A 2,930-nucleotide genomic window follows, 5' to 3' on the forward strand; every position below is an offset into this window, starting at 1 on the left:
GGAAACAAAAATCCCGGACCCAACAATGCTTCCTAGAATGATTCGTAAAGCAAAGGAGTAGATGGAGGAGAAAAATATGTCCTGTGAACCATGGCAATGTGCAGAAATTGCGTCAACTAAAAAAGCAAATCCAATCCAAAAACCCGAGATAGCAGTAGCAATGATCAAGAAAGCTACTCGTCCCCTTCTTATTGTCGGTAGCAGAGCAGTTACACAAACATTAGAGGGAAAACCAGTAATAGACTATATCATCGACCTTGCAAATGCATCCAAAGTTCCAGTAGTAGCAACAGCTCACATAGTTGGTGACTTCGTAAAAAGAGGTTACCAACCAGCCGCTTTCATGACTGCAATGGATATCAGCAACAGAATTGTCGACCGAACTTGGCAGGGACTTGACGGCAAAGGACACCCGGACCTTATCATGTATATTGGTTTACCCTACTACATGGAAGCGTTAATTCTTTCAGGGCTAAAGCATTTTGCACCAGACCTAAAAACTATGACCTTGGATAACAAGTTCCATGTTCATGCAAGCTGGTCTTTCCCAAATGCGAGTGCGGAAGAGTGGGCAAGCAATCTCACGACTATGACCTCAAAGTTTCTTTAAAGCCCTTAAGGGCTGAATGGTCTCTGGTGATCTAAATAGTCAAACTAGTAACTCTGTAAGGTAAAGCAGTCCGCTCCTCAAAAATTACGCCAGAACCCAGCAAACCTTAAGTAAAAACCGTAAAAAAGGACAATGCGAAATACTATGAAAAAAGCACTAATAATTTACTGGTCCAAAACAGGTAACACAGAGAAAGTCGCAAACGCAATACAAAAGGGTTTGGAACAGTCAAATTTCAATGTTACAATTACAAAACCTGAGGATGCAGAATCGATAGACTATTTCGATTACGATTTGGTTTGTATCGGATGCCCATCTTATTCCTGGCATGCACCTCAACCTGTTACAGCATTTCTTAGGAAGAAATTTAACCAGTATAAAGAAGATGGGAGGGTAAAGCCTAAAGCGCCTAGGGTTCCGAAGAAGAATACCTTAATTTTTGTAACGTATTCTGGACCACACACCGGCGTTCATGAAGCTTTCCCGGTCGGCAAAGATATACGCCAATATTTTGAACATATTGGTTTTACTACTCTTGATGAATGGTATATTCTCTCTGAATTTCATGGCTCGTTAGAATTCAGCACGCAAGGTCGAATGGGTGATATTCGTGGATGGCCGACTGCCGAACATTTGAAGGTTATCGAAGCTGATACAAAGAGACTAGCTAACCTTATCCAATGTACCTCTTAACCCTTAGTTTAGCGCACGCCGCAAGCAAAAAACTAAATATAGCTGCCTTCACAAACCCGCTGATCACCCCTCATCCCCTGCCTATAGTGCAAAGAAATAGCTCAATAAATACGAAGCATATAAAAAAGGGAAAACATCGCCGTCACTAAACGAAGGAAAAACCATCTACTAGCAACATCATCCAACCCTAAACGAGATACACAACACGACGAAAGTAAATAATGGTCAGATAGTAAAGTTCACAAAATAATCCGTTTGGCAGGAAGTCTAGCGATATTATGCTAAAAGTTACAGATAGAGCTGAAGATTATCTCAGAGTAATAGATAAAATAAGTAAACAGGGTTATGTTGGAACCGGCGATGTAGCCGCCGAGTTAAGAATCAAGCCAGCGAGCGTTTTCGAGATGCTGAGCAGACTGCAAAAACAAGGGTTAATTGTTCATCAAAAATATGGTTCGGTCACATTAACCAAAAAAGGGCAAAATATTGCAAACGTCATTAACAAAAGGCATGAAACCTTTCTGAGATTTCTTGAGATAATCTTAGTCCCACACGATACAGCGATTAAAGACGCCAGTATTCTCGAGCATAAGTTAGACTACAAGACAATTCTTCAGTTTTCAAAATTTGTCGATTTCATGGCACTTGAACGACCCCGGGTAATAAAGAAATGGCGAGAATTTTTCAAATACTACTCAGATGGGACAGAGCAAGATGTACAAATACTATAACTTCCAAACGACGATAATCTGTTGTTATAAAGCCATTATGTTTAAGTTAGCCACCTACTTGGTTGATGGAAAGAGCCAAAACTAGCGGGTCCAGTTGAAGCACGTGTTAAAGACGAATCACCCATAAATTGAGGCCACTCATCAAGGAATAAGCCATTACTACTTTCTGCTGTAGCAGAGTCTGAAAGGATATCAACGCTTTCTTTCCTTAACGCAATTGAAAAGATGACACTAAAACTAGTAGTAACTAAAATTACAAGTAATAATGCCGTTGTACGTTTACTTTTAGAGAACGGTTTTTTACTTATCAAAGATATTCTCCAGAGTGTTGAATTTTAACTTGAGCCCAACAAGTAGTGATTTCCTATACTATTCCAAATGAAGGTGTAGGGAACTTTTTAGCAATGGTAGTCATTGCCCTCCAACCCGTACAATGTGAAGGTATTATTTACTCAGGAATGATTTGTCTCAATTCTTTAACTTTACGGTTTATTCTTTTTTCATATTCTTTTCCGGATAAATGAAACCCCCCCAAAATTGCATAAACCTTCGGTATACCTGTAATCAATTGTGCGTACCGTACAGTGTTAATTATTCCGGAATGAGCGCACCCAGAAATGATTACTAAACCTTCGTCTTTTACATTAAAGACCAAAGCACGTTCATCTAATATCAAGGGATCAGGATGCCAAGAGGCATTCTTGTAAATTCTATTACTAATTAAGCCATTCTCAAAACTCACAGTTCTTGGAATTTCCCCAGTAACGTAAGCTAAATTGGATGCAATAAGCAGGGGCTTTTTTGTGTTGATGATATTTGCAGGCGTTAGCTCTTTTGATTTTGGAAATGTAGGATATTCTCTTAAATCTCCCTTTGTATTAGCAACTGCCCGTGGC

4 protein-coding genes are annotated in these 2,930 nt (G+C 39.6%); 3 read left to right on the forward strand and 1 reads right to left on the reverse strand.

The window, feature by feature from the left end:
• Positions 1-61: 61 nt before the first annotated feature.
• From cdhB to PHC90_14950, 3 genes are all read left to right on the forward strand, one after another.
• The gene (cdhB, locus tag PHC90_14940) at positions 62-610 is read left to right on the forward strand and encodes a CO dehydrogenase/acetyl-CoA synthase complex subunit epsilon (GenBank protein ID MDD3847643.1); all 549 of its coding nucleotides are present in this window, start codon (positions 62-64) and stop codon (positions 608-610) included.
• A 144-nt stretch (positions 611-754) separates the two neighbouring features.
• On the forward strand, positions 755-1,303 hold the full coding sequence (locus PHC90_14945; GenBank protein ID MDD3847644.1) for a flavodoxin domain-containing protein: 549 nt from the start codon (positions 755-757) through the stop codon (positions 1,301-1,303).
• A 278-nt stretch (positions 1,304-1,581) separates the two neighbouring features.
• Positions 1,582-2,034 (forward strand): metal-dependent transcriptional regulator, encoded by a 453-nt coding sequence (locus PHC90_14950; GenBank protein ID MDD3847645.1) that lies wholly within the window; start codon positions 1,582-1,584, stop codon positions 2,032-2,034.
• A 448-nt stretch (positions 2,035-2,482) separates the two neighbouring features.
• Here the strand turns inward: PHC90_14950 and PHC90_14955 are convergent.
• On the reverse strand, positions 2,483-2,930 hold a 448-nt coding region (locus PHC90_14955; protein MDD3847646.1), incomplete at its 5' end, for an MBL fold metallo-hydrolase.

The organism is Syntrophorhabdaceae bacterium, assembly GCA_028698615.1.
GTDB lineage: Bacteria > Desulfobacterota > Syntrophorhabdia > Syntrophorhabdales > Syntrophorhabdaceae > Delta-02.